Source organism: Deltaproteobacteria bacterium, from assembly GCA_016208165.1.
Classification (GTDB): Bacteria; Desulfobacterota; Desulfarculia; order JACQYL01; family JACQYL01; genus JACQYL01.
Window position 1 is genome coordinate 22,779 of record JACQYL010000053.1, and the last position, 25,802, is coordinate 48,580.

Sequence of the window (25,802 nt, forward strand, 5' to 3'; positions counted from 1 at the left end):
CGATGCTCACCTCCCTGGCGGACGTTCGCTATTTCGGCGCCGGAGATGGGCTATCCAAGGCAACCTCGAGTATTTGATCCATGTGCGACACAGGAACAAATCGGACTTTTCTTCTGATATTCTCCGGAATCTCGATCAGATCTTTAACATTCTTTTCCGGAATGAGTACCGTTTTTATACCGGCTCGATGCGCCGCCAACGCTTTCTCTTTGAGCCCGCCCACGGGTAAGACCTTTCCCCGAAGCGTAATCTCACCCGTCATCGCTACCGAGCGTTTCACCGCCACCTTGGAAAGCGCTGAAATGACCGCCGTCGCCATGGTGACACCCGCGGACGGGCCATCTTTAGGAATCGCCCCTGCCGGCACATGGATGTGAAAATCCATTTTCTCATGGAAATCGGGCACCGTGCGTAAAGTGTCGCTGCGGTTTCGCGCATAGCTTAACGCCGCCTGGGCCGATTCCTTCATTACGTCGCCGAGTTGGCCTGTAAGGAGCAATTTCCCTTTGCCCTTCATGAGAGAGGCTTCCACGTACAGTACATCCCCGCCGCTTTCGGTCCAGGCCAGCCCTGTTGCTACTCCGACCTCGTCCACCTCCTGCTCCAATTCCGATAAGAACGTGGGAGGACCCAAATAGCGATGCAGGTTGCCGAGTGTGATGCGGAAAGGACCTTCTTGTCCTTCGGCTACTCGACGCGCCACCTTCCGGCATATCTTTCCAATTTCGCGCTCGAGGTTCCTCAGCCCCGCCTCGCGGGTGTAGCGGGAAATAACGCCTCGCAGAGCCTCTCGTCCGATGATGATCCGGCTTGTAGAAATCCCGTTGTCTTTGATTTGTCTGGGTAGTAAATAGTTGAAGGATATGGAGAGCTTCTCTTCTTCGGTATAACCGGAAAGGCGGATAATTTCCATCCGGTCCCTCAGCGGCGAAGGAATGGGATCCGACAGGTTCCCCGTGGTAATGAACATCACTTTGCTGAGGTCGAATGGAATGTTCAGATAATGGTCGCTGAATGTGCTGTTTTGTTCGGGGTCCAACACTTCGAGCAAAGCCGACGCCGGATCTCCCCGGAAATCCTGGCCGATTTTGTCCACCTCGTCTATAATAAACACGGGGTTATTCGAACCCGCCTGCTTGATCCCCTGTATGATTCGTCCGGGCAAAGAACCGACATACGTACGCCTGTGCCCCCGGATTTCGGCTTCGTCACGCACTCCGCCGAGTGAAATGCGGCACATCTTTCGGCCCACTGCGCGTGCAATGGACCTGCCCAGCGAAGTCTTTCCGGTACCCGGAGGTCCAATGAAACAGAGGATGGGGCCTTTCATGTTCGGGTTCAACTTGCGCACGCTCAGGTACTCGAGGATTCGATCCTTGACCTTGCTCAGATTGTAATGATCTTCATCAAGGATCTCTTTGGCTCGTTTGAGATCCAGCAAATCCCGGGTGCTTTTTCTCCAAGGCAATTCCACCATCCAGTCCAGGAAAGTACGGATGACCGAGGCCTCCGCGGTATCGGGATGCATCTGATCGAGCCTCTCGAGCTGTTTCAAAGCTTCCTTTTCCGCCGGTTTGGGCATGCGGGCGCGTTTGATTTTCTGCCGGTATTCCTTTGCCTCCTCGTTGCGATCGTCGAACTCTCCTAGCTCTTTTTGAATCGCCTTAAGTTGTTCGCGAAGGTAATAGTCCCGCTGCATCTTGCCGATCTCTTCCGTGGCTTCGGATTGGATCTTCGCCTGCATGGCGGACACTTCCAGTTCCTTGCCCAGATAACGCGTGACTTTCATCAGGCGTTTTACGGGATCGGTCATCTCCAGTATCCGTTGAGCGTCTTCTCCCTTAATGCGCAAATTGGACGCCACGAGATCGGAGAGACGTCCGGGGTCCTCTATGCTGTTCAGAATGGATAAGACATCCGGATTCAGCATGCCTCTCAAAGACAGAATCTTTTCAGACTGTTCGCGAACGGTCCGTACGAGGGCCTCGACTTCCGGCGTAAATTCGGCTAAAGGTATATCATGGATGGGTTCCACCGACACCTGATATAGGGGGTCATTCTGAACGTAGTCCAGTATGCGCGCCTTGGTGAGGCCCTGAACCAGCACCTTGAACCTGCCGTCCGGGATTCGAAGAACGCGCATGATCATGGCCACGGTGCCCACGGAATAGATGTCACTGGGTTTAGGTTCTTCTATGGTGGGCTTCTTCTGTGCGGCCAGAAATACCAGACGATGTTTCCCGTAAGCCTCCTCCACTGCCCGGATGGACCGCTCTCGGCCGACAAATAAGGGCAGAAGCATGTAGGAGAAAATGACCACGTCTCTGAGGGTCAGCAAAGGTAAGTGCTCCGGGAGATCTATGTTTTCCAGGGGCAAACCGTGTTCTGTTTGACTTCCTTGTCTCATTTCCGTCATAAAAAGATCGTATGCCATTCAACAGTGTTTAGTTATGGGTGGTAGTAACGGGGGTCATCTTAACAGAAAAAGAGGTGGAGTCAAGACGAGCCCAGGGGGACTTTGCCGGCCGAGCGAATAGACGTATACGGCAAACATTCCCGATGTGACTCAAGACGACCTCCCACGCCCCCGTAGGAAAGGTCATTTCCGCCTGCAGACATTCCAATACAACGCCGGAACGATTCGTGTGTCGGATTACGGCTCCTTCAACCACGGGACACGGCGGATCGAGACCTTTTCTTGTTGACCACCGGTATTCGAGAACCCAATGCTTAATGTGACTTTGAGTCGGGTCTTTTTCTAATGGGTTTGAAACGAAGCGCCGATCACGCCACATAGAACGCGGTTTTCGATCTCATAACCTCGGTGAACCGTGGCCCGTCGAGCTTCCCGGTGCACCACCACCCCCGGTAACCCTTACGTCTCGGCTCCCCCGCCCCCTTCAAGGAGTCGAGACGAGCAAAGATGCCAATGGACATTCGTAATTCACATATTCTTCTCGTTTTCCCCACCCGTGCGGAGATCAACAGGCTCTCGAAGTGGCTTGATGAACTGGGTTTCAAATACGTCCACGCCGCGCAGAATTTCTCCGCGGCCTGGGAGATTTTGACTACTTCGAAATGCGACCTCATTGTTTCCGAACGCGATTTGTCCGATGTGGACGGCATGGATTTCTTGAGGAAAATAAACGCGGATTCCACTCTCTTTCTCATCCCGTTCATACTGGTTACCTCCGAGAATCGGAAAAACAAAATCATGGAGGCCGTATATGAAGGTGCGAGCGGATATGTGCTAAGACCCTACTCCTTCAAGACGCTCCAAGGAAGAATGCTGGACCTGTTGAAGGCCAAAGGCGCTTTCCTGGGCAAGATGAAGCAGGTGGAAGAAGGCGATCAGCTCACGATCCAGGGCAAATACGATGAAGCTATTGAAGCCTACAAGCACGCCATTGCCGACGCCGAAGACGAGGAACAGTTCTACCAGAAAGGCTACCGCTTTATGGCGGAAGGGCGGTACGAGGATGCCATTTCCGCCTTCCGAAAGGCGATTGAAATAAATCACCTGTTCGCAGAAGCCTACCGCGGGCTCGGCGAAGTGTACATGAAAAAGGGCAATATCGATGAAGCGGAGGAATATCTCATCAAGGCCGGAAAATTGTTTATTGAAAAGAGCCAGTTCAACGAAGCCCGGCAATCCATCCTGTTGGCGCTAAAAGTCAACCCCAACAGCGCGAATCCATACAATACTCTGGGGATCGTTTACCGTAAATCCGGGGATTTCCACAAATCTATTCAAAGCTATCGGTTGGCCCTTCGGATCGATCCCTTCGATGCAGCGGTCCACTACAACCTGGCGCGTGCTTGCACGTCAGCCAAACGGTACCGCGAGGCCCTGGACGCCATCGAGAAAGCACTCGAGTTGAGGCCTGATTTCCAGGAAGCCATCGAGTTGAAAGATTTCCTGCTGCGGTCAACCTCGGCGGCCGAACCCGAACCACCAGAAGCGATCCTCAACAAATATCTTCCCATCAGCCAGGAAACGAGAGGGCCACGCACGAATATCGTTGCGTCGGACCGCGAGATGGGACGCAAAGTCGAAATCGTACGTTATGCTCTTCCAAAAGCCGACGAACGGCTCATTGACAGACGCCTGCTCGATGAAACCTGGGACCGCGTGATCAAGACGGCGCGTTTGAGCCATCCATCAGCCATACTGATTTTCGATGTCCATCGAGAAGAAAAGGAGTTTTACCTGGTTCAGGAATACCTGAATGGGGAAAGCCTGGTCGGTTTCTCCAAGCGTGGAAAAGAGGTGCCTTTCCGGTTGGGACTGGAAATCGGGCTTCGCGTGTCCAATGTATTGGGTTACATGCACAAGGAAGACATCTTGCATTTGGCGTTGGACCCCGGCAACATCCATATTACCCGGGAGCGCGATGTGAAAGTGTCCGGTTTCTCGCTCTATCAATTCGAAACCGTGTTGACCTCTCAAAGCGGGGAAACCTCTCAAAAGGGAAATCAGTATCTGGCGCCGGAACACTTTTCCGGAGAGCAGCCCCTCTCCCCGGCTACGGATGTATTCTGCTTGGGCGTCATATTGTATGAGTTGGTCACCCGATCTCATCCGTTCAAGGGCGCGTCTCCCTCTTCCACCATGTACAATATCTGTTTCAACGAGCCGGAACCCTTCAAGCACGTGATCGATCCCTTCGAACGGGTGATGCAGGCCGTCTTCAAGAAGGCCTTGGCCAAGGACCCGAGCCGGCGCTACGCCGACGGAAAGGAAATGGAAAGAGCGCTGGTCGACACCGTAAGCGTACTTGACAGGAATTGGAAAAGGGAGCCAAGCTATCTGAAGAAGTAATCGATCGGCAAAGCCCCCTGCATTCGTCCGGAACTTGGAAGGAACTGTCGGTTTTCAGGGCTTGCGTAAACGACGACACGCATGCTCGGGATCGAATCGAGAAAGACCGGGGCTTCCGGGTTCGGTCGAAGGAATCGACGGTTCGGGCCGCCGAAAGTTCGACTCGATCCTGCGGGCGAGTAGTCTGAACCAGGCCCTCAACATAGGAGTAAGCGAAAAGTGACTTCCGGAAAAGCCGGCATCGACGGCAGTCAGGACTATGCAACCAGGCACGATACCTGTTCTTTCAACCATCTGGGGAAAACCGGACTGCGTGTCAGCGCGGTAGGTTTTGGCTGCTACCGGGTGGATCGAACCGTCGATGCCCACTATCAGGCCCTCAGTAAGGCGCTTTCAAAGGGCGTCAATCTGATCGACACCAGCACCAACTACGCTGACGGAGGCTCCGAGTTGCTCGTCGGAGCCGTGATTCGAGACCTAGCGGGTGCGGGCGGGATTTCCCGAGATTCAGTAGTGGTGGTCTCCAAAGCAGGCTACCTGCAAGGCAAGAATTATGACCTTAGTCAGGAGCGGAAAAGCCGGGGGAAACCGTTTCCGGACGTGGTGAGCGTTATGCCTAACCTCGAGCATTGTATTCATCCCGAGTTTCTCGAGGATCAGCTCACCCGCAGCTTGGAGCGTCTGGATTTGCAGACCCTGGACGTGTTTCTGTTACACAATCCGGAATATTTTCTCACCCGCGCCATGGAAGCCGGAGAGTCCCTCTTGGACGCGCGGAATGAATACTACCGGCGAATAGAACTTGCCTTCAACCATCTCGAATCCGAAGTAGAACGCGGCCGCATCCAGTACTATGGTATCAGCTCGAATACGTTCCCTCATTCCGGCGACCATCCCGAATGCACTTGCCTCGAAACGGTATGGAATATCGCTCAAACCTTAGGCGAAGATAACCACTTCCAGGTCGTGGAAATGCCTCTGAATCTACTCGAGCCCAATGCGGTTCTCGGCAGGAACCAACCCAATGGCCAGAGCGTGCTCGAGTTCGCTCGGGACAAGCAACTGGGTGTATTGATCAATCGCCCTTTGAACGCCATTGTTGATCATAAGCTCCTTCGACTGGCGGATGTGGAGCCGACGGTATCCGCCGGCGAAGTCGTGGTGAACGCGCGAATCCGAGACCTGATCGCGTCGGAGGATCTGTTGAAACAGGAACTCTTTCCAAACCTGAATCTAAAATCTTCCCTTCAGAAGCAACTCGAGGATGCCGTCTCCGTGGGGTACAACCTGAAACGCCACTGGAAACAGTATGGAAGCTATCTGCGGTGGCTGGATGTACAGACTCAGTTCTTGATCCCCAAAGTGCAGGGCGTGGTTCAGTTCTTAGCGCAACAGGACCTGTCGGACGAGATGATCCGCAGGGTGGAAGCCCACGTCCGAAGTGTGCAGGAAAGCTTTTTCGCAGTGACAAGCGTCTACCAGGCCGAAGCATCCAAACAGGCCGGCTTCGCCAAGAAATGGGTCGCGGCGGCGGATAGAGACTGGGGATCCCCGAAAACACTGAGCCAAATGGCCATCAGGGCGATTCGATCCACTCCGGGTATTACAACGGTGCTGGTGGGCATGAGGCAGGATTCTTACGTCGAAGATGCGCTTGAAGAATGCCGACGCCCCGTGGATCAGGAATCGGACAGAGCGGGCTCCTGGAGGAAGCTCACCGAAACGATTCCGGACTTCTGGCGGTGATTCGGAATATACCGTACTCCTCCGGGGCATCCGGTTTCTTAAAACGAAATCGGCCGGTCGAAACAGCCCGGTGAACGAATAGGTGTTCACCCATCTTCATTCATGCGGCGATCCCAAGCACAGGGTCGCCGCATGCGTCCAAGCCTCCTGATGGAAGTGAAGTCGAATTCCGCAACGGGCGTGACTTTAGACTGACTCCCGTTCGGGAGAATTGGAGTTCGATGCACGTTCGGCGTCATACCATAACGGATATCATCATCTGCCATGAACCCCTATGAGCCATATCTCGCCTGGATCGATTCCCAACTCGACTCCATGCGCCGGCTCGTAATGGTTTGGGCGGGCACGAACTCGGCCGGCGGTAATCAGGCGGGCCTGCTTGAAATGTGTGGGCTGTTGAAGAAGGCTTTCCAGGTACTGAATGCAGATATCGAGGAAGTGGCGCTGCCGAGCTATGCGTCCATAGACGACAGAGGAAACGCCACGGAAAAGGCTCTTGGCAGAGCGCTGGTCATAAAAATGCGCTCGGAAGCTCATTTAAGGGTATTTCTTTCGATCCACATGGACACGGTGTTCGGACCGGAGGATTCCGTTGGAACCCCGACCCAGCTCGGTGAGAAGCGGCTTCAAGGGCCCGGAGTTGCGGATGCCAAAGGCGGACTCGCCGTTGTGCTCAAGGCGTTGGAAGCCTTCGAGCGCAGCCCCTTCGCCGACCGTGTCGGATGGGAGTTGTTGATCAATCCGGACGAAGAGATCGGCTCACCCGGATCCGCTTCGATTCTGGCCGAAGCCGCGGCCAGGCACCAATTCGGACTGGTGTTCGAGCCGGCGCTGCCCGACGGCGCCCTTGTGGCGGCCCGCAAAGGGTCCGGCAATTTCGTGGCCACGTTCCACGGCAAGGCGGCGCACGCCGGAAGGGAACCCCATAAGGGCCGAAGCGCCATTAACGCCATGGCCCGGTTCATCCTGGACTTGAACTCGATACAGGAAGAAAGTCCGGGCATCACCGTCAACGTGGGGCGGGTCTCCGGAGGCGGAGCCCTAAACGTGGTCCCGGACCTGGCTCAGTGCCGGTTCAATATTCGCATCCCGACACCCGAGGACCAGGCGGGTGTTTTGGGACGGCTCGAGCATCTTGTCGCACAGGTGAACAGGCGTGAAGGTCTCTCCGTGGAACTTCGAGGCGCCTTTACCCGACCGGCCAAACCCCTCGACTACAGAACGGAACACCTTCTTAATCTGATTTCGAAATGCGGGAACGAATTGGGTCTGTCCCTGGACTGGCGCTCCAGCGGAGGCGTCTGCGACGGGAACAACCTATCGGCGGCGGGATTGCCCACGGTGGATAGTATGGGAGTTCGAGGGGACCATCTCCACAGCCCGCATGAAGTCCTATATCTGGACAGCCTGACGGAAAGGGCTAAGCTCACCGCATTGCTGCTGATGAAACTGGGATCCGGAGAGATCGAAGCTCCCTGACCCCTTGAGTCCATCTTTTCCAAACAGCAACCACCCTGATCGGGATGCCCCGAGGAGCGCTGCATGGTCTTCGTTCGGCCGGTTTCAATAAATGATCTGGATACACTGGTCCGCCTCGCGGGCAAAGCGGGCTACGGCCTGACATCACTGCCCGCCGACCGGGAACTCCTCAGAAAACGCATTGCCAAGTCGGAACTAAGCTTCGCGTCCCTGGCGGAAGAACCCGGCGGAGAAACCTATACGTTAGTGATGGAGGACCGCAGTACCGGGGAAGTGATCGGCACCGGCAGCATCGTGTCCAAAGTAGGTGGGTTTGAGCCTTTCTATGCGTACAAGCTCACTGTGGATGTCCACGAGTCAAAGGCCTTGAACGTGCATCGCGAGATTCCGATGCTCGAACTTGTGACCCAGCACAGCGGCCCCTGCGAAATAGGCGGACTCTTCATGGATCCAGAGCGTCGGGGTCACGGTAACGGCAGGCTCATGTCACTTTGTCGTTTTTTGTTCATGGCTGAACACGGAAACATGTTCGAACCACTGGTCACGGCTGAAATGCGAGGCGTTGTGGACGCGTCGGGGCGGTCTCCTTTTTGGGAAGCACTCGGAAAACTGTTTTTCGGAATCGAGTATCCCCGAGCCGACTACTTGAGCATGAAAGACAAGAAATTCATCGGTGAGCTTATGCCGAGACATCCGATTTATGTTCCTCTTCTTCCCGCCGAGGCTCAGAAAGTGATCGGCCAGGTGCACGAGAACACTCGTCCGGCCATGAAGCTGCTGCTCGATGAAGGATTTTCGGACAGCGGAATGGTGGATATTTTTGACGCCGGCCCCATCCTCACCTGCGCTTTGGATCAAGTCCGGACCATAAGACAAAGCGTTAGAACCCATGTGGAGTCTGTTGTGTCCGACCTCGATAACGCTTCAACGTTCATGATATCAAATACGGCCTTTGATTTCCGGGCTTGCAACGGGCCAGCTGAACGAGCGCCCGGTGGAGGGGTGCGCATCACGGAGTCTTCGGCCTGCGTGCTTCGTGTAAAGTCCGGCGATCGGGTGCTGCTGGCGACCCCGAGATCGGATCAGCATTGATAGGAACTCTCGCCATGGCCTTCAAATCCCATTTTATCCGCAATCAATGGATCGAGGGTAAGGGAAACGATTTTGTGTCCACAGACCCCGCTACGGGCGAGACCGTTTGGCAAGGACGCATGGCAACAGAGGACGAAGTCCATCAGGCGGTCATGGCCGCCCGATCCGCTTACGAACACTGGGCGTCGGGCGATCTGTCGGCCCGAATCCGCGTTCTTGAAGCCTTTCGGGACAGGCTGGTCGAACATCGGCAAACCCTGGCTGAGACGATATCCATGGAGACCGGAAAACCGCTGTGGGAATCGCTGTTGGAAGTAGCCGCCATGGCGGCCAAGGTGGACATCTCCAGGGATGCCTACGAAGAGCGGCGGAGTCCCATTGTCCAGGAACGGGGGGGCGTCCAGACCGCAGTCCGTTTCAAACCCCACGGCGCATTCGGCGTCGTGGGTCCATTTAACATGCCGGGCCATCTGCCCAATGGTCATATTGTGCCCGCGCTTCTGGCCGGCAATACGGTGGTGTTCAAACCCAGCCGCAAGACGCCTGGGACGGCGCAAAAGACACTCGAACTTTGGGAAGCCTCCGGAATCCCGGCCGGCGTGATCAACCTCGTTCAGGGAGATCATTCCTCGGTTCATGCCATCGTCCGTCATCCCGACATACACGGCCTTGCGTTCACCGGCAGCTACGCAGCGGGAAAAGCGCTTCATCAGGCGTCCGCGGAACACCCGGAACGCATTCTCGCGCTCGAGATGGGCGGGAACAACCCCTTGGTGGTGCACGAAGTGTCCAATCCCATGGCGGCGGCGTACATGACTGTCCAATCCGCTTTTATCACTTCAGGCCAGCGCTGTAGTTGCGCCCGAAGACTGATAGTCACCTCGGGATCTCGCGGCGATGAGTTCGTAGACACTCTTCGAGGGATGATCCAACGGATCCGCGTTGGCCCGTGGACGGATCTACCGGAACCTTTCATGGGTCCCGTCATCTCCGCAGCCGCGGCAAAGGAGCTCTTGAAGGCGCAGGACGACTTGGCCGAGCGGGGTGGGCGTCCTCTTGAAACCATGGGGCTCAAGAGCGATACCAGCGCTATGCTCACTCCCGGCCTGATGGACGTCACATCGGTCAAGGATCGCGCCGACACGGAAACCTTCGGACCATTTCTCCAACTGATCCGGGTTCCGGATTTCGATGCGGCCCTCGTGGAAGCGAATCGAACGGCCTACGGGCTTTCGGCGGGTATTCTGACGGATGAACCGGCGCTCTATAGACGCTTTTTCAACGAGGTCCGCGCCGGAGTGATTAACTGGAACCGGCCCATCACCGGCGCCAGTTCCTATCTGCCCTTCGGCGGAGTCGGCATCAGCGGCAACCACCGTCCGAGCGGCTATTACGCAGCGGACTATTGCGCCTATCCCGTCGCCTCTCTCGAGTCGTCTTCCCTTGCCCTTCCCGAGCAGCCGACGCCGGGGATTACCTTATGACGCCCGGTGTGTTCGAAGTCAATTTCGACGGAATCGTGGGGCCAACCCACAATTACGCCGGGTTATCGCACGGTAATCTGGCGTCGGAACGCCATAAATGGAACGTGTCCAATCCACGCGAGGCGTTTACCCAGGGGCTCCGTAAAATGAAGCTTCTGGCGGATATGGGATTGAAACAGGCCGTACTGCCCCCCCACGAAAGGCCGGACATAGAGACGCTGAGGCGACTGGGGTTTCACGGGACTGAGGCCGATATGATCGCCGAGGCGAAACGCAAGGACCCGGTTCTTTTGGCCTCCTGCTACAGCGCCTCGAGCATGTGGACCGCCAACGCGGCCACGGTTTCTCCTTCATCGGACACCTCCGATGGACGCGTACATTTCACTCCCGCCAATCTGGTAACCCAATTCCATCGCTCCCTGGAGACGGACGCCACCGCATTGGTGTTACGAAAGATTTTCTTCGACAATGCCGTGTTTGAGCACCATCCTCCCCTGCCGGCGACTCTACATTTCAGCGATGAAGGCGCCGCCAACCATACGCGCCTTTGCGATGCGCTTCATCATCCCGGCATCGAGATCTTTGTCTACGGGAAGGAAGCCTTCGATCCAACCTTGCAGGGGCCGGCGATTTACCCCGCCAGGCAGACATACGAGGCGTCCCTGGCCATATCTCGCCTTCATCTTCTGGACCCGAACGCTGTTTTTTTTCTTCGGCAAGGCCCTGCGCTCATTGACGCAGGCGTATTCCATAACGACGTCATAGCCGTAGGGCATCGAGACACCCTTGTTTATCATGAGAGCGCCTTTTGCCGAGGCAGGAACACTCTCGAACAGATTCGATCCGTTTTTAACAAGCGATACGGACAAGACCTCCATTGCATCGAAGTGCCGTTGTCGGCGCTCTCCGTCGAAGAGGCCGTACAGACGTACCTGTTCAACAGCCAGTTGGTAACGCTGCCCAATGGTTTCCTGTGCCTGATCGCGCCTGTCGAGTGTCGGGAGAATCCCAAAACAGAGGCGATATTGAAAGAAGTGGTTCGTTCGGAGAATCCCATCGAGAGTATCCGATACGTCAACCTGCGCCAAAGCATGCGAAACGGAGGCGGTCCCGCCTGCCTCCGGCTCCGGGTTCCGCTAACCCTTGATGAAACTACCCGAGTCCATCAGGCCGTCTTCCTGACGGATGTGCTCTACAAAACACTGGAAGTCTGGGGCCAAACATATTATAGAGATACCCTGCACGCGGATGACCTGTCCGATCCAAAACTGGCGGAAGAAAGCCGCGCTGCATTGGACGCGTTGACGGAAATATTGAAACTGGGATCGATTTACCGCTTTCAGAGGGCGGGAGCCTGAAAGCAACCGATGATAGTCCGTGTCCTGCGGCTACGAAAGCGAACGATACGGGGTAACGTCCTGGTGATGGATCGGAGGATGGGCTACAACATGGATTCCAACGAAATCAACCGGTTGTTCAGTGAACAGAAACTCGCGGAACTCTTGCCGGCCAACATCGCGGACGACTTCTTCGAAGCGCTTTACGGAAGTTCCAATGACGGCGCCTATGACATCTCGCTTTCGTTTAGAGACGTTGACCCGGTGCGCAAGACGCTCGAGTTTGAGTTCGTTTTAAGGCAGCGTGCAGGAAAATGTCTGGGCTGCAGCCTGACCTTCGGCTTGCCGCAAGTGTTCTCGCGCCATCCGGTGATCAATGTCAAGGGGATCGTGGAAAGAATCGGCCGTTTGCTTGACGGCAAAGGAACATGCACCGATTGGACTCTAGGCAGGACGAAAATCGTTTCCGGCGATCTGCACATCATCCCATTAAGCATCAGCTATTCGGAGTAGAATTCCCTTCGACCATACAGGTTCCCGACCGTTCCATTTCGGATCACTCATCCTGTAGGGCTCTTGGGGCTGAAGCCGATGGGTGCGCGTCTCTTCTAATAGCCCTGTTCGTCCGCTCCTTCCACGCTCACCTGAAGCCTCAACCCGACCTGCTCCCGGCCGGATTCGGATGTCGCAAGGCTTGGGCAAGGTGTCTCACGATCACCGGATCTGCGGTACTCTGTTTTACTCCGGATTGACAACTGCGTCCCGGACATCTAGGTTAAAGACCGATGTTTGATGGGATATCGAATCGCCAAACCAACGATACGGAATCCAAGCCATGAGTTCCACGCCGAGCAGCCCTCACCCATCCATGTCTTGTCACGCTCTTCTAACCGACATCAAATGGATTCGGGACCTAAACCTGGCTCTGGGTCGCGCTGTAACCCTTGAAGGGCTCCATGATGCGATCCTCACGGAAACGCTCGACCGGTTTAGGGCCCGTGTCGCCTTCCTGATCGAGTTTGACAATCGCAACGGCAAAACGCATCCCGTCCTGCGGAGCTTCGGAATCGAGACGAAAGGATTGGAACGCCTCAGAAGAATTCCCTGGGAAACCGCGTTGACGCGAAACGAACCCGTCATCGGACCGAGCGATCCCGAGTTTTCCAACCTTCATCACCTCCTGTCGGACATTGGAGGCGATCACCGATGGATGGCGATTCCTCTTCTATCCAGCGAACGGAAGCTCGGATATCTCGTTCTAGGTACGAACCGTCATGCGCAACTCCTCGAGTCTGTCGATCGTGAAGTCGTCCGTCTCTTGAGTGTGGAGCTGGGGAGGTTTATTCAGCACTTTCGCGTGCACCGCGCACTGGACGATACGGAAAGGCGCTACCGAAGGATCTACGAAAACTCAAAAGATGTGTTTTACGAAACCACCAAAGAGGGTCGCTTTGTGGATGTAAATCAGTCGGGGGTCGATCTGTTCGGTTTCAGCAATAAGAGCGACGTACTAGCACTGGAATCCATCGCTTTTTTGTATCACGACGCAGCGGACCGTGTCCGATTTCAGGAAGCGATCGAACGCGACGGATACGTCAAGGATTATGAGGTGAAGTTCAAGACCAGAACCGGCCAGCCATTAGACGTGCTCATCACCTCGAACGTTCGAAGGGACCTGGAGGGGCGCATCCTTGGATATGAAGGCGTTATTAAGAACATTACCGCGCGCAAGAGCCTCGAAACCAAGCTGGCTGAGTCGGAAGCCAAGTACCGTCTGATGGTCGAGAATTCGATTGACGGCATAGCCATCTATGGGGAATGGCGTTTCCTTTATGTAAACCGGGCGTTCCTGTCCATGTTCGGGTACGAGGACGTGGAAGAAGTCAAGGGTATGGACATTCTCCAGATCATTGCACCGGATTCCCAAGTCAGTTTCCTGGAACGGATCCATTGGGATCGGTCCATGAAAACAGGGCTTAAACTCTTTGAAGGTTATGGTTTGAAAAAGGATGGAATTGTTTTTGCCCTCGAGATGAGTGTTTTCCCCACCCAATTCGCGGGTCAGGACGTCCATCAGATTACCTTCCGCGATATCACCGAAAAGAAAGAGATGGAGGAGCAGCTCATACAGAGCGAGCGCCTTCGAGCCATGGGCAAGCTCGCCTTCGATATCGCCCACGAGATCAACAATCCACTGGGCGGCATCATCACCTATTCGTATCTTGTGCTGGAATCTCAAACCCTGGACGATACCGACAGACGGAACATCGAAAAAGTGATCAAGTTGGCCAATCGCTGCAAAATCATCGTCAAAAGCCTTCTGGATTTTGCCCGGGACGACAATCAGGACCGGGAGCAGATGGATTTGAACGAAATCCTTCAGGAGACACTGATGTTGGTTGAAAACCACCTGCTCCTGAGACACGTGGAGTTAAAGATCGATTTGGAATGGAATCTGCCGCTGGTTTCGGTGGCCCGCGGAAAAATGGAACAGGTTTTTCTGAATCTCATTATGAACGCAGCGGAGGCCATGGAAGGATCCGGAGTACTCGAGATTCGAACGAAGCTTTCCGAAAGCGGAGAATGGGTTCAGGTCATCTTTAAGGACAACGGTCCGGGTGTGGAGGAGGAAAATCTTCGAAAGCTGTTTCAACCCTTCTTCACCACCAAGAAACGGGGTCGCGGGACCGGTCTGGGCCTTTCGGTCAGCCACGGCATCGTGAGCCAGCACGACGGACGAATTCTAGTGAGGACCAAGCCCGGCGAAGGCTGCGAGTTTACCATAGAATTACCGTGCTCTTAGCGTCGGATCTTGACATCCGCTCCGGCAACCTGTATTTGCTATCCAGTTGCGCCCCTTTCGGTGCGGCGCCGGCTGTATTTGGGGTGCATGTGTTCAGATTCACTGCGTAATAAGGTGCACCTGCCTTGCCACATCCGTTGCTGCGAGCGACTATGAGCGCCGCAAGGGCGTTTCGGGCAACGGATCGGAAAACAAAAGCGTCAGCGACTTGGAAAATGGCAAAACCAGGACTCTCAAGTATACGTAATATTGGAATAATGGCCCATATCGACGCCGGTAAGACGACTCTTACGGAACGGATACTCTATTATACCGGTCGTACTTACAAGATGGGCGAAGTGCACGACGGCACGGCCGTAATGGACTGGATGCCCCAGGAGCAGGAGCGGGGCATCACGATTACTTCGGCCGTGACGACCTGTCTGTGGAAATCCACCTCCATTAATATTATCGATACTCCGGGTCACGTGGATTTCACCATTGAGGTGGAACGCTCGTTGCGCGTTCTGGATGGGGCCATTGCCGTCTTTTGCGCCGTCGGAGGCGTCGAGCCTCAATCCGAGACCGTGTGGCATCAGGCGGACAAGTACAAAGTACCCAAGTTGGCTTTCATTAACAAGATGGATCGGGTTGGGGCCGATTTCTGGGACACCGTCCGGCAGATGCGTGAAAAGCTGGGCGCGAATGCGCTGTTACTCCAGATTCCCTGGGGATCCGAATCCAATTTCCGAGGAGTGATCGATCTGTTGGTCATGAAGGCCATCCGCTGGGAAGAATCCACCCTGGGCGCCGAATTCAATGACGTGGACATACCCGAGGATCTCGTGGACCAGGCTAAGGAATACCGGGAAAAGATCCTCGAATCCCTTGCCGAAGTAAACGACGAACTCATGGAACTTTACCTGGCCGAAGAGGAGATTCCCGAGAAAAGGCTCGTCGAGGCCATCCGTTCGGCGACGCTCGAGTTAAAACTCGTGCCCGTGTACTGCGGAACAGCCCTCAAGAACAAGGGCGTACAGCCGCTTCTGGACGGAGTGGCTCATTTCCTGCCCAGTCCTCTGGACGCCAAACCTATTTCCGGAGAAAATCCCGAGACCGGCGAACGGGAAATACGCCGTCCCAACGAGCGGGATCCCCTTTGCGCCCTTTGCTTCAAGATCATGAATGAAGAGGGACGAAAGCTCTGTTACGTGCGTATCTATGCGGGACGATTGGAGACGGGAAGCGAGGTTTACAACGCCACCCGTGACAAGAAAGAGAAGATCGCGCGCATCCTTAGAATGCATTCCAACAAGCGGGAACGGATTGACTCCGCCTCGACCGGGGACATCGTTGGCGTTATCGGACTGAAGAATACGTTCACGGGAGACACCCTGACACACCCCGACCACCCCATTCATCTGGAGCCTATAGGGTCCTACGAGCCGGTGATCAGTGTGGCTGTGGAACCCAGGAGCACGGCGGATCAGGAGCGCATCGACGCTTCCCTGGCCAAGCTTGCCGAAGAGGATCCGACCTTCCGGGTCAAAACGGACGAGGAGACGGGTCAGACGTTGATTTCCGGCATGGGAGAACTCCATTTGGAAATCCTCGTTCATCGCCTGAAACGTGAGTTCGGCGTGGAAGCCAACGTGGGCAAACCACAGGTCGTTTATCGCGAAACCATCACGAAAAGCGTCGAACACGAAGATACGTTCCAGCGTGAATTGAGCGGCCAGCAGCATTATGCCGCCGTCCGGGTACTCGTAGAGCCTCTGGCGCGCGGTGAAGGCGTCCGGGTCGAGCATCGCCTGGATCCCGGGATCGTGCCCCAGGAGTGGATAAACGCGGCTCTTTCCGGCGCAAGAGAGGCTTTTGCCAGCGGTCCCATCATGGGATATCCTGTGTTGGACGTTGCGGCTACAATACTGTCCGGTTCGTTTCGCGAAGGGCAGACTTCCCCCCTGGCGATCCAGGTGGCTTCCGGAATGGCCGTAAGAGAGGCCTGTGCGGCCGCCTCTCCGGTGCTGCTCGAACCGATCATGAAAGTGGAGGTGCTGGTGCCCGAGGAATTCATGGGTGACGTTATCGGCAATCTGAATTCCAGAAAAGGCAAGGTGCTCAAGATTACCCCAAAACCCGGAACCAACGTCGTGGTGGCGGAGGCTCCTCTGTCACGCATGTTCGGATACTCGACCGACTTGCGTTCTTCCAGTCAGGGCCGCGCCACTTTCACCATGCATTTCCTGCGATACGACGTACGCGTCCAATAATAAGAGAAACCATTCCCTTCCACCGTCCCCTTCGACGTCCGTTTCGAGAACCACTTCATAAGATCCGGAAACCGGGGGGAATCCCACCGCTGTTTGGATAGCGTCCGAACGGGATCTCCGGAAAAAGGAATAGAACGGCGGTGTTCGGAAAGGTACGCCTCGAAGGACGTGAGGATGTCCGCTCGACCGGCGAAAGGAATCTTCGTTGCCCGAGAATACGCAGCAAGAACTTGCCGGCCTGCTTCATGTGGATCCGAACGTCCGCTTGGCTTCGATAAAGGCGCTTCGAAACTCGGAGGAAGTCCAAACTGTGGAACCGATCATGAAGATCGCCGTACAGGACCCCGTGGCTTACATTCGAAGCGAGGCTGTTGAAACGCTCGTTTCTTTGAACGACGGTCAGGTCGTCGGCGCCTTGGCCGCCATTCTCGAGAACGATGAAAAGGCGTACGTCAGGTGGAAAGCCGCTGAAGCACTCGGCAGAATTCGCAGCACGGAAGCGTCCGAACCGCTGCTCCGGGCGTTGTCCGACCCCGATCCGAACATCGTATGGAAGGCTGCGGAAGCACTGGGATACCGCCGTGAGACCCTTGCCGTAGATTCATTAATAGGTTTACTCTCGCATGCGGACATGTACGTCCGGGAAAAGGCGGCGGAAGCGTTGGGCCATATCGGCGACCATCGGGCCGTGGAACCGCTTCGGAGCGTGGTCGACGATCAAGAGACGGTATATTCGTTGGACCACCAGCGTTTCCGTCGGGCGGCGGCAGCGGCGATCGAGAGGCTTGGTGCGTGAAAACCGGCTGCAATCCGGCTTGGCATCCACAGGAATCGCATCGACATACCGTTTGAGGGTCATCAACTAGTCTGGTATATTTGGAACACGGCAGGAATGCCGACCACAGCCCCGGGGTTAGGTCCTCGATGTCGCGGACATCCCCTAGGATCGGACGACCTCGGCTGAATCAGCGTTTCCAGCCTTTCCCTGACCTGCTCATACGTTTATCTTGGCCAATAAGCGCCGGAGATCCCTATGATCTACAATCCTGACGGGCAATTCGATGCAGTGATCCGACTTACGATGATTGTGGCGATCCTGGTGGTTGGGTGCAGCAGCTACCAAGATCTCGTGTACGGCACCCGTGGCTATACCACTAGGCTCCCTCGAGAAGCGCCTGTCTACGTGGCCGTTCCGAAGGACGCGCCGATTTCTTATTCTTCCGGTAAGACGGGAGACACCGGAGGTACGTTTCCGCAGTCCGGACAGTCCACGGCCGAAGTCATTGTGGGCGCCTTTGCGAAACGCGCATCCAGAGTCCAGTTGGCCCCGGAAACGCAGTCGCTGGCCGACGCATTGAAACAAGCGAAGACGGATGGATTCAAGGTTCTGGTCTGGCCGACCCTGATCCATTGGACGGACCGGTCCGAGCACCGCCGGGATCAGATCGTCGTAAAATTGGTGTTGTACGACACCGGTACGAGAAAGGCTCTCGACTCGGTCACGATCAGAGCCAAGAGTGTAAAATCCGCGCTAGCCTCTCCGAAGGAACTCCTTTCCGACCCGGTGAGCGATTACGTTGATTCGCTCTATTTCGGCACATAGATCCCTTTCTGCCTCAGAAGCGCCGCAATCCTATTGACGAGGTCTTAGGCGAGACAAAAAAACCGGGAGAACCCGATTCAACAGGTTTTCCCGGTTCCGGATAATGGCATCATAAGTGTGTGTTGTTAAAAACCCTCCCGCTCCGCTCAACGAAAGCTGTGACAACTGCAGCAATCAAGCCTTTCAGTATGTCCCGCCGGTTGCGCAGTGATCGGACCCGGGCCGCACAGATCTACCTGCGACCCGTCGCCCCCGCTCAGGTCCGGAGCGAAGGGCACGAACTCGAAGTTGGCGCCCTGATCCGCCATGTGGATTTTTGGATCCACACCGTCGTGACAGGAAGAGCACGCGGAAGCGGTTGGAGTGATGTTAATATCGTCGTTGGGACTCGCCGCGTCGTTCCCTACTTCGATGGTCGTAGGCAACACGTTGTCGCCGATGGCCGGCAATTCAAAGCTTCCATCGATATGACAGGCCTCGCAATCGTTTAACGGCCGGGGATAGCGAACTTCGCTGTAGTCGTTGGGGCTACCGCCAAATCCGTACACCACGATGCCTTCGGTCCTGAAACCGTCGGCGGAGGAGGCGCCGGCATGGATGGCATGGATCAAGTATTTGAAATCAATGGTTTCCTGTGTCTTACCGTCGGCCGTTGTCGCTGAGCCACCCGGGCGCCGGCCGATATCCGTGGCATCCGGGTTATGGCAGATTACGCACAGCTGAGTTTCGTCGTTCCGGTTTGCTCCGTGCAAGCTCAACAAACCGTGGCACTGATCGCAGTTGGCGATGTCCACAACCTCCCGACGCGCCTGTGGCGTAGCGTCCGTGACGGCAAAAAAATTCACCACGCCTTTGACCGGCACCCGTACATCGAACACGCCGGGTTCGGATTCCACCGCAGGATGCCCCTCGATGGCCACAACCCCCGATCCGGTCACAGCCGCAGGAATGGCCACTCCGGATGTCACTGTAAACGTGCCGTCGCCGTTGTCCACCGCGCTTGTAATCGGATTGATCGAGATGGGCTGAGCCGGGGTGCTGGTGCTGCCCGTGTTCGTATAATCTTCGGAATTCCAGCCGATGAGGATCGCCAATCGGCTGGCGCCTCCGGGAGCATTGAATTCCGGATCGACGAGAATATCGTAGGGCGCGTCACCGTTGGTGGGATCCGTAACCGAGAATGTGATCACCGGAAACTGTCCGGGCCCCGTGTTCTGGACGTCCAATATGTTGTATTCGAACCTGGCTGCGGCGGCCTGTTCCGGAATCACGTGAGTATCCGTGATGCCCGCCGCGCCTCCGGACGCCGGATGACAGTTGACGCAGCTGCGGTTGTCGGGTTGGGCGCCCCCGGCATGGTTTTCACCGGTCACCAAGTTGACGTCGTCGTGACACGACGTGCATGCGGCAATGGTGGGAACGTTCATCCAGTTGTCACCATCCGGCGTATCGGAGTCCGAGCCGTCGTGACATTTGGTGCAGTTGCGCCGATCCTGAGGAAAGACCACGTTGGAGTAGTCGTTTACCGAATCCCCAAAACCATATATCACATATTCACCGCCGGCCTGCACACTGGGCAGGTCCTCACCCGAGTGGATCTTGTGGATCATTACCTTGAAATCAACGGTGTTGCCGCTGTTGGCGTCCGTACTGCCCGGATTGTGGCAGGTTACGCAATACTTGACAGCGATCCTATCCCCGCCGTGAAATCCCAGCTTCCGGTGGCACTCGTCGCAGTTCGCGTTCCTCACGATCGAGCGAGTGGTTATCGGCGTGCTGCCATCGGGCACGAATTCGAATATGGCGTTATCCGTGTTCTCCGTAGTCTGCATGGCCACGCGATGCGTCAGGGCGGGATTATACGCGACGGCTACGGGAGACGTTACGTTTTGGATATCGAACGAGAAGGTATAGCTGTAGCTGCCGTCCTGATTGTCCACAAACACGCCCCCCTGCGTACTCGTCCTTTCCGACGAAGCTTGAACCTGGTCCGTGGTCCCCGGCCCTACATCAGGGGTTTCAATCACATTGATGTAACTCTGCCAGAAACTCGCATTGCCGTTTGCAGCGGGATTCAGCTGCGCCAGAGTGAAGCGGATGTTCGAAGGGGCCACAAACGCGAGCGGCTGGCCCGCGTTGAACAGCCTGAAATTTATGGTCGTGGCGCCGCCAACGATCGTCACTGCGTCTATGACCCCGGTTATAGTCGTCTCCGGAGTGCTGTGCTGCGCGGCCACGTCTACGATCCGGCCCGGATCGTGGCACAGCATGCATTCTTCGTTGAATGTCTGCTCCACGAGAGGGGGCGCCTGATCTCCGGTACCGCCGCTCTCGCTGCCGCACCCTGCCAGAAGTAGAACGTAACCGATCGCAAGGCACAAGACCAAGCTGTTAAACAATCCTTTTCTCATGACACCATCTCCTTCCACTCTGAGGTCCGTCACAAACTTATGTTATCCCTTGTCGTGAAGGTAGAACTCCTCGTACAAGACGATCGCCTTCTTTACTGCGAATGTCGCCGCACGGGATGATATGGTCGCCCCGGCGATCCCGGTAATGTCTTTACCGACCGTTAGAACGGAACCGCTGGTCTTACCTTGGTACTGATCCATGAAACTACGTCTCGCGATGGGACGTCCCCTTTTTTCCTGATAGCTCATCACGAGCACTCTCTGGACGGCGCCCCTCAGATCCATTGCGATCATGAACTCGACAGGGCCCCATTTTCCGGGTTGGTCATCAATAACGGCCACCCCTATTTTTTTTCCGTCCTTTTCAGCAAAGTAGAAATCGATCTTCTTGCTTGCAACCACGGCTGCGGACTCTGAACCTTCCTGGAGAAATTCGAGGCTTCCTCCCAACCGTTCCGTCACGCGTTGCTCAACCTCGCCTTTCAACCTTTCCGTCTGTTTGATGATCTTGGTGCCCGCACCAAAAACCTCGAGCAGGGCCTCTTTGAGCGTCAACAAGGTGAACGCGTGGCCGAGAACAACAGAAGCGGCGAAAACGGCCACTGCGCTTACTACAACAAGAGCTTTCTGCTTTGTCATGTGGTGTCTCCTGCTATTCGATAGTGGAAATCGCCTGGAGGCGATCTTTGAGACCGGAAGAGTACAAGACTTCACCGGATTCGGTGACCATGATCACCTCCATGCCGGGAATGCTCTCAACGATCTCGAGACCTTTCTCGGGCCCCAAAACGAACAACGCCGTATTCCAAGCGTCTGCGAGAGCCGGGTCCCCGTACAGGATCGTAGTGCCCGTGAGTCCTGAAGCGGGATACCCTGTCTTCGGGTTAAAGATGTGGTGATAGCGCTTACCCTGGTCCATGAAGAATCGCTCGTAATCCCCCGATCCCATGATCGAGAGGTCCTCCGCCTCTATGAATCCGAGAAGGCCGTCGCCCCGTGGGTCTTTGATTCCCACCTTCCAGGACCGGAGTCCCTTTTTCCCCATGGCGTATACGTCTCCCCCGGCATCGATCAAGGCTGAGGTCACTCCTTCAGCCCGCAACACTTTTATCGCCTCACCCACCGCGTATCCTTTTGCAATGCCGCCTAAGTCGATCCGAATATCGGGCCTAGTCTTTTCCACCTTCGAGTTCCGGACGACCAGATGTTTGTAGCCGATCTTTTCGATGCATCGTTCGATGCTTTCGTGATCGGGGACGGAGGGATGGTCTCCATAAAACCCCCATAGCGATATGAGCGGACAGATCGTGATATCAAAGGCGCCGTCCGAATCGCGACTCACGCCTAAGGCTAATTTCACGAGATCCACGATCTCGCTGTCTGAAATGGGGGCGCCCTCATTGTTGAATGCATACAGGGGGCTTTTAGGGTTCAGGAAATCAAACTTCTCATCGACTTCTTCCATCCGCTGCAAGGCCGCGTTCACGGCCTTGGATGTCAATTTCTCGGGGCCGACGGCATAGACGGTTACGTAGGTATCCATCATCACGCGCGTCTGCTTTTCCAGATGGAATCGATAGGAGTTGTAGGTTCTCACGCTAAAAAAGACAGCGAACAGCACTCCGACAACTATGAATATGACTTTCGCCGTCTTAGACAGGCTATTTTGCTTCAATCCACCTCCTAGTTATGCTTCTTCCAGATCAGATCTCTCAGCCGGTCCGACCACGTGCGGCGGACTACGCTTGTCCTCGTCAAACATAAGCCGGACATCATTTGGATCTTCCGGTTCTTAAAAGGTCGTCCTCCATCCCAACGTCCATCGGATGTACTTGAGCGTTTCCGAACCATCAGACCGATCGGCATCCACGAGTTCGATCTGTGGTATGATCGTCGAGTTACTGGTAATCCAGTAGTTCAAAGCCATGGACAATGTCTTATAATTATCCGTAACGGCGCTCGTTGAAGGGAAGAAGAGATCTACATCGCTATACTTGGCCAACACCCGCCATTCGGGATTGAAAGTGTACATGGCCCGGACGTAATATCCTTCGTTCACCGCATCCGCCGTTCCCCCGCCGATCAGCGGGGAATCTTCCTGTTCTCTTCGCAGGTATTCGCCGAGAAGGCTGATGCCCTTGTATCGCAAGTCCGCACCACCGAGCCATTGCCACGAGTTGTTATCATCGTCGTTATCCCACCTGCCCCATCCCAAGGAGCCCAGAATCCGTATGCTTACGTCCATCAAGGAGAATTCGGGCGCTACATGCAGCAACAGATTCTTGGTGCCGTTGTTGTCCACGTAACGGCTCTCTTCATTGTCCCCGTTCAGATATGGATAGAAATACACGGGCAATGAGAAATTCTCGAAATCGAAGTTGCGGTACAGCTCCACCCCCAGCGATCGCCAGGACTCCAAAAAGAGCAAGCCATTGTTCCCGTGATACTGCTCATGCCACCAAGTCTGTCTGGCGTATTCCTCGCTGAACATCGGGTAGAAGGCGCCCACCCGCGCTTCCAGTTCCCAGGGAAGCCTGACCGTCATGTATGCCTCGTCAAGGTCCACATCCACGGAAGCCGAGCCCGCTCGGGTGATGTCTCCGCCGAGCCCGGGGGTGGCGGCGGCCAACACTTCGATCTTGGGAGCAACATCGAGACTCAGCCACTCGTTGAGCACTTTGCTGAAATAGAGATATACGTCACTGATGCCGGCGGAAAGATTGTTGTTCTGGCTCACATCGTTGCGCTCACCGTCCGTCCGATCCAGCATGAAGAACTTGAAATGTCCCCCAATGTTGACCCCCTTCCGCACCTCCTCCATGATTTTTGAAGGCATCTGCGACAGTTCGTCAACACTGTCCTCGAGCTCGGGAATGGCTGCAATCTCTTCCTTCTGGGATTTCTGCTCCTCCTCGAGTTGTTCCACCCGCTCTTTCATCGTATCCATTGCCTTTTGCATCTGCTGGATCTGCTCTTTAAGATCGGCAATTTCGTCCGACATCGACCGAGCAGGCGCCAACAAAACACAAACAATGACAACCACCAATGCAATTCGCAGCTTCATACCTCCCCCTCCTTATGTTTACCTAATAATGGTCCGGATCATTCTATTGACGGACAGGCCGAGTGACTTCCGGAACCTCCGGGCGCCACCCACCCTCTCTACGTTTCCCTCCTTTTTATCCGTTCTCGTTTCACTCGGGGGTTCCATCCCTGGCCGGAGAAGCATAGCTACCAAGTGATTCTCGTGCTGTTGAGCAACCCTCCGATGAGTAGAAAGATCCCGCACAGTTTCCAGATCGGCGCTGCCTTCGAACATCGTCCGATCCATGGGGAAGTTCTGCCTGCGAAGATGAGCAACGGTGAAATGGATGATAAACACGTGCCCCATGGCCAGCATGCCCTCGATACGATGCACCCAAAGGGCTATGTTCAAGCCCCATCCCGGTATGATGCGCGTCGAAATCAGAGGGAAAGCCAGGATCAAGCCCGTTGTGCCCATGACCATCATGCCCCAGAATACCGCTCCCAGGTAATCCACCTTTTCCCAATATCCCCAGCGGTCAAGACGTGGATGAGATCCTTTGCCGAGAAACCAGGCCACATGCTGGAAAAAATCCTTCACATCATGAGGTTGGGGAAACATGGAATCCGGGCCCATGAGGGATGACGGAAAAGTACGCCAGCGAATCCGGAAGGCCAGGTACACGAGATGGAGCAGAAAGGCCAGAATCATGAAAAGTCCCACGTACTTGTGAACCACGAGGGCCGACTCGTAGCCGCCGAACACGCGGGCAAGCCCTTTTCCCCAAGCCGTTTGGATATACATGCGCGCAAGTCCGGACGCGCCCTGCGTCAAGAACGTGATGATCAGCACCACATGTGAAATGCGTTCTACGGTGTTAAACCGTTTAAGTCTGATCTTCTCCATCCGTTTGATGACCCTCGTCGCTAGGTTTTCTCTTGAGCAACAACTCCCTGAGACTCCAAAGGAACGTATGAGGCAGAAACACCACAAAGATGCTCACCGACATCCCTATCATGATCCAGAACGCATAAAACAGGATCGGGAAATCTTTTCTTGTGCTGAGAGACGCCGGATTTGGCGAATGAACGACGTAGCTGGCAAACGAGGCGTTGGCTCCTTCGTGACACTTGGAGCAGACGTAGGCATGCCTTCGTATGGGATTCATGGGTGAATAATAGTATTCGCCGCCGGAGATCGGCTCTCCACCATGGCACTGGCGACACGTCAGATTGGCCCGAACGGTGTGCAGGTCTCGGGTTTCTCTTGGATGGCAATCTTCGCAGGTTTGATACTCGTAGAACCTCAGCCCCACATGGGAATCTTCGAGGCGGCTCCGAATTCCTATCCTGGCCGCAGCCGGAGTGTACGGCAGCAGTCCTCGCCTCAAACCCGGAATCGCAATCAACGGGGATTCGCTGAAGGGTCTAGCCTCATATTCCTCGTAGTACCCGGTACTCGCTTCATAGTTCTTGTAGCGACGGATGGACGACGCCACTTCCTCCTGAGCATGGCACAAAGCAGGCCCCAGGAGCAGCGCCGCCGCCAGGCCTAAAAGCAGGGCTATCGATACTCTCCCTGCGGCTCGGTTTCTCATAAGGAATCGCATATCCGTATCACCAATATTCCCGTATCAGCGCTCAGTGCATTTTCCCGGTCAGGATTCACCCATTGTTGGTGGAACGGGTGACCTGTTCGGCCCTGTCTGGATCTTCTTCCAAAGAAGAACTCACTTCTTCAATCGGTAG

Annotated in this window: 18 protein-coding genes; 11 read left to right on the top strand and 7 right to left on the bottom strand. The window is 55.4% G+C overall.

The genetic code is table 11. The features are described 5' to 3' along the window. Positions 1-28 precede the first annotated feature (28 nt). Positions 29-2,434, bottom strand: a complete 2,406-nt coding sequence (gene lon / locus HY788_11545; GenBank protein ID MBI4774793.1) for an endopeptidase La — start codon at positions 2,432-2,434, stop codon at positions 29-31. Between the two features lie 489 nt (positions 2,435-2,923). Between lon and HY788_11550 the strand changes: the two genes are divergently transcribed. The 11 genes from HY788_11550 (at position 2,924) to HY788_11600 (ending at position 18,618) form a co-directional block, all read left to right on the top strand. Continuing rightward, complete coding sequence (locus HY788_11550) at positions 2,924-4,822, top strand: tetratricopeptide repeat protein (protein ID MBI4774794.1); 1,899 nt, start codon at positions 2,924-2,926, stop codon at positions 4,820-4,822. 219 nt (positions 4,823-5,041) lie between these two features. Next, the gene (locus HY788_11555; GenBank protein MBI4774795.1) at positions 5,042-6,568 is read left to right on the top strand and encodes an aldo/keto reductase; all 1,527 of its coding nucleotides are present in this window, start codon (positions 5,042-5,044) and stop codon (positions 6,566-6,568) included. Positions 6,569-6,832: 264 nt separating this feature from the next. Then, on the top strand, positions 6,833-8,047 hold the full coding sequence (locus HY788_11560; protein MBI4774796.1) for a hydrolase: 1,215 nt from the start codon (positions 6,833-6,835) through the stop codon (positions 8,045-8,047). 63 nt (positions 8,048-8,110) lie between these two features. After that, positions 8,111-9,139, top strand: a complete 1,029-nt coding sequence (locus HY788_11565; protein MBI4774797.1) for an arginine N-succinyltransferase — start codon at positions 8,111-8,113, stop codon at positions 9,137-9,139. 14 nt (positions 9,140-9,153) lie between these two features. Further along, positions 9,154-10,623 (top strand): succinylglutamate-semialdehyde dehydrogenase, encoded by a 1,470-nt coding sequence (gene astD, locus HY788_11570; GenBank protein MBI4774798.1) that lies wholly within the window; start codon positions 9,154-9,156, stop codon positions 10,621-10,623. Continuing rightward, entirely contained in the window at positions 10,620-11,981 is a 1,362-nt protein-coding gene (astB, locus tag HY788_11575; protein MBI4774799.1) for an N-succinylarginine dihydrolase, read from the top strand. The genes astD and astB overlap by 4 nt, the downstream gene beginning before the upstream one ends. A gap of 90 nt (positions 11,982-12,071) precedes the next feature. Continuing rightward, positions 12,072-12,473 (top strand): pancreas/duodenum homeobox protein 1, encoded by a 402-nt coding sequence (locus HY788_11580; GenBank protein MBI4774800.1) that lies wholly within the window; start codon positions 12,072-12,074, stop codon positions 12,471-12,473. A gap of 322 nt (positions 12,474-12,795) precedes the next feature. Continuing rightward, positions 12,796-14,763: a PAS domain S-box protein gene (locus HY788_11585; GenBank protein ID MBI4774801.1), complete on the top strand. Its 1,968-nt coding sequence runs from the start codon at positions 12,796-12,798 to the stop codon at positions 14,761-14,763. Positions 14,764-14,978: 215 nt separating this feature from the next. Then, positions 14,979-17,015 carry an elongation factor G gene (gene fusA / locus HY788_11590; GenBank protein MBI4774802.1) on the top strand — a complete coding sequence of 679 codons (2,037 nt, stop codon included), beginning with the start codon at positions 14,979-14,981 and terminating at the stop codon, positions 17,013-17,015. A gap of 205 nt (positions 17,016-17,220) precedes the next feature. Continuing rightward, on the top strand, positions 17,221-17,811 hold the full coding sequence (locus tag HY788_11595; protein MBI4774803.1) for a HEAT repeat domain-containing protein: 591 nt from the start codon (positions 17,221-17,223) through the stop codon (positions 17,809-17,811). Positions 17,812-18,048: 237 nt separating this feature from the next. Then, a complete protein-coding gene (locus tag HY788_11600; GenBank protein ID MBI4774804.1) occupies positions 18,049-18,618 on the top strand; it encodes a DUF4823 domain-containing protein in 570 nt (189 codons plus the stop codon). Positions 18,619-18,764: 146 nt separating this feature from the next. On the opposite strand, the gene HY788_11605 is transcribed toward HY788_11600, so the two are convergent. The 6 genes from HY788_11605 to HY788_11630 all read right to left on the bottom strand — a co-directional run bounded on the left by HY788_11605 (position 18,765) and on the right by HY788_11630 (position 25,663). Then, positions 18,765-21,029, bottom strand: coding sequence for an OmcA/MtrC family decaheme c-type cytochrome (locus HY788_11605; GenBank protein ID MBI4774805.1), 2,265 nt, complete (start codon positions 21,027-21,029; stop codon positions 18,765-18,767). Between the two features lie 42 nt (positions 21,030-21,071). Beyond that, positions 21,072-21,668 carry an FMN-binding protein gene (locus HY788_11610; GenBank protein ID MBI4774806.1) on the bottom strand — a complete coding sequence of 199 codons (597 nt, stop codon included), beginning with the start codon at positions 21,666-21,668 and terminating at the stop codon, positions 21,072-21,074. 13 nt (positions 21,669-21,681) lie between these two features. Continuing rightward, complete coding sequence (locus HY788_11615; GenBank protein ID MBI4774807.1) at positions 21,682-22,704, bottom strand: FAD:protein FMN transferase; 1,023 nt, start codon at positions 22,702-22,704, stop codon at positions 21,682-21,684. Between the two features lie 117 nt (positions 22,705-22,821). Then, entirely contained in the window at positions 22,822-24,093 is a 1,272-nt protein-coding gene (locus HY788_11620) for a hypothetical protein (GenBank protein ID MBI4774808.1), read from the bottom strand. An 18-nt stretch (positions 24,094-24,111) separates the two neighbouring features. After that, complete coding sequence (locus HY788_11625) at positions 24,112-24,960, bottom strand: cytochrome b/b6 domain-containing protein (protein ID MBI4774809.1); 849 nt, start codon at positions 24,958-24,960, stop codon at positions 24,112-24,114. Next, positions 24,941-25,663 carry a hypothetical protein gene (locus HY788_11630; protein MBI4774810.1) on the bottom strand — a complete coding sequence of 241 codons (723 nt, stop codon included), beginning with the start codon at positions 25,661-25,663 and terminating at the stop codon, positions 24,941-24,943. Before HY788_11630 ends, HY788_11625 begins: the two co-directional genes overlap by 20 nt. Positions 25,664-25,802 lie beyond the last annotated feature (139 nt).